The 5,560-nt window shown below is 44.4% G+C and carries 5 protein-coding genes; 2 read left to right on the top strand and 3 right to left on the bottom strand.

Annotated elements, in window-relative coordinates:
- From DP116_RS26665 to DP116_RS26660, 3 genes are all read right to left on the bottom strand, one after another.
- A partial coding sequence (locus DP116_RS26665) for an NACHT domain-containing protein (protein ID WP_169158011.1) occupies positions 1–822 on the bottom strand: 822 nt, incomplete at its 3' end.
- Complete coding sequence (locus DP116_RS30070; RefSeq protein ID WP_281357484.1) at positions 812–934, bottom strand: hypothetical protein; 123 nt, start codon at positions 932–934, stop codon at positions 812–814. The genes DP116_RS30070 and DP116_RS26665, both read right to left, overlap by 11 nt.
- The gene (locus tag DP116_RS26660) at positions 931–1,389 is read right to left on the bottom strand and encodes a hypothetical protein (protein WP_169158010.1); all 459 of its coding nucleotides are present in this window, start codon (positions 1,387–1,389) and stop codon (positions 931–933) included. Before DP116_RS26660 ends, DP116_RS30070 begins: the two co-directional genes overlap by 4 nt.
- Before the next feature lie 510 nt (positions 1,390–1,899).
- Here DP116_RS26660 and DP116_RS26655 point away from each other — a divergent pair.
- Complete coding sequence (locus DP116_RS26655) at positions 1,900–3,615, top strand: diflavin flavoprotein (protein WP_169158009.1); 1,716 nt, start codon at positions 1,900–1,902, stop codon at positions 3,613–3,615.
- A 188-nt stretch (positions 3,616–3,803) separates the two neighbouring features.
- Positions 3,804–5,516 carry a diflavin flavoprotein gene (locus DP116_RS26650; RefSeq protein ID WP_169158008.1) on the top strand — a complete coding sequence of 571 codons (1,713 nt, stop codon included), beginning with the start codon at positions 3,804–3,806 and terminating at the stop codon, positions 5,514–5,516.
- Positions 5,517–5,560: the final 44 nt, after the last annotated feature.

The following is a 5,560-nucleotide window of genomic DNA, read 5'->3' as shown; positions in this document are numbered from 1 at the left end:
TGCCTTCAACCGTTCCCCCTTACTCCCCGGCTCCTCATTTTTATCACTCCCCCTCTCCTCACTTTTATCACTCCCCCTCTCCTTAATAAGGAGAGGGGGCTGGGGGGTGAGGTTCCTCTGGGGAGTGAGGTTTCCAAACCAATTATCAATAAACTCATGCACCTGCTTAGGATAATCAAAATCTAGCAGACGATAAGTTTCAAAAGTTTCTAGCGCATTGTAATCCGCTTGCCAAACATTCAGCCGACAAGTTAGCACCACTCGTGACTGGGCGATCCATCCGGTGAGTTGTTGGGCAAGTGTTTGCAACGTCTGCACACCTGATACAGCCACCTCATCCACCCCATCCAACAGCAACCAAACTCGCCCCTGCTGAATTTGTGTTGTCAATTCTGCTTTCGCCTGAGTCAGCTGTGTTGGTGGAACAGCAAAAGAAAGCCAATTGTTCAACAAATAACTTTGTAAATCCGTCAAAGAACCACTTCGCCCCAAATCTGCCAGCGAAATCCAAATTGGGAATCCCAAGTTTTTCTCTAACACCCAAAACGCGATGGATTGCAGCAGAGTTGTTTTTCCTGCACCTGGTTCTCCAATTAAAGCTATGTGCTTAGCCTTGGTTTTGCTTTCTGCTTTTTCCAAGATTTGAGTCAAGAAAGCTTCATGCTCAAATCGCTGCTTTTCCTCATATTGTGGTTCATACAGGCGCGTTCCTGCTTCTGGGGAATTTTCGCCCTTGTCGCGTTTCTCAGGTTTTGTCCGCTGCACCAGTGCTAGGGGAACATAAATCTGCTCCCTTTGTAATTTGGCAGATTCATCTTGCATCAAAGGATTGCTGGTGAGTCGCCGCTGGGATTCCAGTAATTGGCGGCAAATTTCTTGCCAGTTGATGGGAGTTGACTTTACCCGATTCTCCCCGTCGGGCGACTGCAGTCAAGTGTAGGTGTTCGTTTGTTGCCCAATTGTAATTTGTTGGGCAACCATTGCACCTTTCTCTGCTTTTATCTCCTCTGCTAATTTCGCAAAATTGTTGACTACTGAGGGCTGAGACTCAATTTCCTCTGCTAACTTTTGAATTTCCTTTGCACTTTGCGACTCATCCTTGTTGACTGCTGCTTCTACTTCCCTAACTCCTTGAGCAATTTCTGTATCTTTGTCTGCTGCTGCTTTCAGTTCCAGCACAGCTTGTCCATAATCTAATCGCTGCTGTTCGTTTCCTTGTGTAGCATTGGTGAGCGATGGTAATTTATTCTTAGTGCGAAGCTGTTCGATTAACTTGCGACTTTGCTGCCAAGCAGCATCACCGAGATTTTCGCCTGTTTTCTCCAGTGCTTTTTTTAGAAGAAGGGTGGCGATCGCCGTTGCAACAGCCGTCAAAGTGACTGGTTCCATATATCATTTCATAGTAGATTCTTCTGTATTCTTTATAACGCAGCATCTACTGGTTTTTCAGGAAGAAACCTAGCGATCGCGAAATCACCTCACTCTTGGCTGAAGATACGCTGATAACTCAATACGGTTGTTGTTAAGGATTGATCCGAAACTCGCCCTCCTTAAAAAGGAGGGAACAGTAAACAGTGAAACTGATAACTGATCACTGATAACTGTTAAACACAACGGTTGCAAAATCTATGCCTTTTGCTACAAATTAGTTAACACGAAGACAATTTTGATAACAATTTGTAAGTAAAATAATTCATTATTTCAAGTTTTTTGTGATATAATAACAGTCTTATTAAAAAGACCCTGAAGAACAATTTTGAAGTAAAAAAAAACGCCAATATATAGCAATTTTAACTACATCTTGAATTTTCTAAAAAATAAAATTTTTGACAACTTTACAAAAAGAATTATGCGAAAACTAGAGGCAGAAGACTGATAATTTGTGCCCGGAGGCGACGAATGGTAGCGCTCGCAGAGAACGTCCAAAAACGGTTAACTGTACAAACTGTTGAAATAGCTCCTAATACAACGGCGATTCGCTGTCTTGATTGGGACCGCGATCGCTTTGATATAGAATTCGGATTGCAAAACGGTACGACATACAACTCATATCTCATCAAAGGTGACAGGGTTGTTCTTATTGACACCGCTCACACCAAGTTTCGCGACCTTTATTTAAATACGCTCAAAAGCCTGATCAACCCGAAGGCAATTGATTACATCATTGTCAGCCACACAGAACCAGACCACAGCGGTTTAGTGGAAGACGTTCTGCAATTAGCTCCTAGGGCTACCGTCTTAGCATCAAAAGTTGCACTTCAGTTTTTAGAAAACCTGGTACACGATCCGTTTTCTAAGCGGATTGTCAAGAGTGGCGATCGCGTAGATCTTGGTCTTGGACACGAAATCGAATTCGTCAGTGCACCTAACCTACACTGGCCCGATACGATATTCAGCTTCGACCGCAAAACCCAAACCCTGTATACTTGCGATGCCTTTGGGATGCACTATTGCAGCGATGATACCTTTGACATCAATCTAGATGCCATTGAACCTGACTTCAAATTTTACTACGACTGCTTGATGGGTCCCAACGCCCGATCCCTTGTGAACGCCATGAATAAAATGGGTGATCTTGGGAAAATTAAAATCATCGCCAATGGACACGGACCCCTACTTTACCACCATCTTGATATTCTCAGGGAATGTTACCAAACTTGGAGTCACAGACAAGTTCAGGCACAAACAATAGTCGCCTTATATTATGTCTCCGACTACGGACACAGTGAGCGTCTTGCCCACGAAATTGCTGAAGGTCTCCAGAAAACTGGGCTTGGCGTTGAAGTGATGGATCTCAGCAGTGGTGAGATCCAAGAAATTCAAGAACTCGCAGGTCGCTCAGCTGGCATTATTATCGGTATGCCTCCAAGTGCTAACGTTGCAGCTCATGCTGCTATCAGTTCGCTCTTAGGCGTCGTCAAGAAGCAAGTCGTTGGATTATTTGAGTGCTACGGCGGAGATGATGAACCTATTGATCCACTTCGCAGAAAATTTCTCGACCTTGGTATTAAGGAAGCCTTCCCAGCAATCCGCATAAAAGAAACTCCCACCCCAGACACTTACCAATTGTGTAGAGAAGCAGGTATAGACTTAGGACAATTGCTTGTTCGCGAACGTAACATCAAGCAAATCAAGTCCATCGACGCAAACTTAGAAAAAGCGCTCGGTCGGATTAGCAACGGACTCTACATTATCACAACCCGAAAAGATGATGTCAACGGCGCAATGCTAGCTTCCTGGGTGGCTCAAGCCAGTTTGCAACCTTTAGGATTTACAGTTGCTGTCGCCAAAGATCGTGCGATAGATTCTTTGATGCAAGTGGGTGATAAGTTCGTCCTTAACGTTTTGGAAGAAGGAAATTATCAAGAATTAAAGAAACACTTCCTCAAGCGTTTAGTTCCTGGTGGTGATAGATTTGCTGGCGTCAAAACCCAAACAGCCAAAAACGGTTCCCCCATTCTCACAGACGCTCTTGCCTACATGGAATGTGAAATTGTCAGCAGCATCGAATGCAGCGACCACTGGCTATTATATTGTACAGTTGCTGACGGTAAAGTCTCTAAACCAGAAGGACTCACAGCTGTTCGCCATCGCAAGGTAGGCACCTATTATTAAAAGTCAAAAGTCAAAAGTGAGCCAGTGCGGTGGACGGGTTCCCCGGCATAAAGGAGCCAGTGCGTTGGGCGGGTTTCCCGACTTGAAGCACCTGGCGTCAACTGGCGAACCCGTAAGGGTCAAAAGTTAAAAATTCTTTTGACTTTTTCTCTCCTCATCCTTCTCATCCTCTCCCTCACTCGACAAGTATGAATAATCCCAATCCCCGCGACGTACAAGTTTTACCAATCGCTACAAACACGACAGTACTAAGGGCACGTAGTTGGACACGTCTACGGTTTGAAATTGAATACGCACTAGCAAAGGGTACCACATCGAATTGCTATTTAATAGAGGGTGATAAAACTGCAATTATTGACCCACCCCCAGAAACTTTCACACAAATTTTTCTAGACGCATTACAGCAGTCTGTTGACCTGAAACACTTGGATTACGTGATTCTAGGTCACTTTAATCCTAACCGAGTCGCAACTCTCAAAGCTCTGTTAGAACTAGCACCACAACTGACGTTTGTTTGTTCGCTTCCTAGTGCTGCTAATTTGAGTGCAACTTTCCCTAACCACAACTTGAACATCATGACGATGCGAGGGAAAGAAACTCTGGATTTAGGTAAAGGTCATGTTTTGCGCTGTCTCCCTATTCCTAGTCCTCGTTGGCCTGGAGGTCTTTGTACTTATGACCAGCAAACTCAGATACTGTACACTAATAAGCTATTTGGTGCCCATATCTGTAATGAAGAAGTCTTTGATGAAGATTGGGGTGTTTTAAAAGAAGACCAGCGCTACTATTTTGATTGCTTGATGGCTCCTCATGCAAGTCATGTACAAGCAGCGCTGGAGAAAATATCAGAACTGCAAGTCAGAATGTTTGGTACTCTTCATGGTCCCTTGGTACGCTATGGCTTAGTGGAACTTACTCAGGCTTATCAGCAATGGAGCCATTCTCAAACTGCTCGTGAAATTACCGTTGCTTTACTTTATGCTTCGGCGTATGGAAATACAGCAACTTTGGCGCAGGCGATCGCCCTTGGTTTAACAAAAGGAGGAGTCGCTGTAGAATCCATCAACTGTGAGTTTGCTTCACCTGAAGAGATTCGTGCAGCTTTTGACAAAGCTGAGGGTTTTATCATTGGTTCTCCTACCATTGGTGGTAACGCACCAACTCCGATTCACACTGCTTTGGGTACTGTACTGGCAAGCGGTGACAATAGCAAGCTTGCTGGGATATTTGGTTCTTATGGATGGAGTGGCGAAGCTTTTGACTTTATTGAAGGCAAACTTCGTGATGCGGGATATCGGTTTGGGTTTGAGACTATGAAAGTCAAGTTTAAACCCTCAGATGTTCTTCTTAAACAGTGTGAAGAAACAGGTACAGACTTTGCCCAAGTCTTGAGAAAAGCCAAAAAAGTGCGTATGACTCAAACTGCAGCGACTCCTGTTGAACAAGCTGTTGGTCGGATTGTAGGATCTATTTGCGTTGTGACAGCAAAGCTTGGAGAAGTTTCTACTGGAATGATGGGGTCTTGGATTTCTCAAGCCACCTTTAACCCACCAGGTATTACTGTTGCCATTGCCAAAGAGCGGGCGGTAGAATCCCTGATGTATCCTGGCGGTAAGTTTGTCCTGAATATCCTACCGGAAGGTCATCAGCAAGAATACATGAAACACTTCCGCAAATCTTTTGCACCAGGAGAAGACAGATTTGCAGGTTTTTCCACAAAAGTTGCAGATAACGGCTGTATTATCCTGACTGATTCCTCAGCATATCTTGAATGTTCTGTCAACAAACGCATGGAATGCGGCGACCATTGGGTTGTTTATGCGACTGTTGATAACGGGAAATTACTTAAACCTGATGCGGTGACAGCCATTCACCATCGCAAAGCGGGCAATCATTATTAAGCTTTGAGCAAAACTAGGGGTGTAAGGGGGTAAGGGTGTAAGGG

It is taken from the genome of Brasilonema bromeliae SPC951, from assembly GCF_012912135.1.
Classification (GTDB): domain Bacteria; phylum Cyanobacteriota; class Cyanobacteriia; order Cyanobacteriales; family Nostocaceae; genus Brasilonema; species Brasilonema bromeliae.
This window is presented reverse-complemented; position numbering and strand designations above follow the sequence as displayed.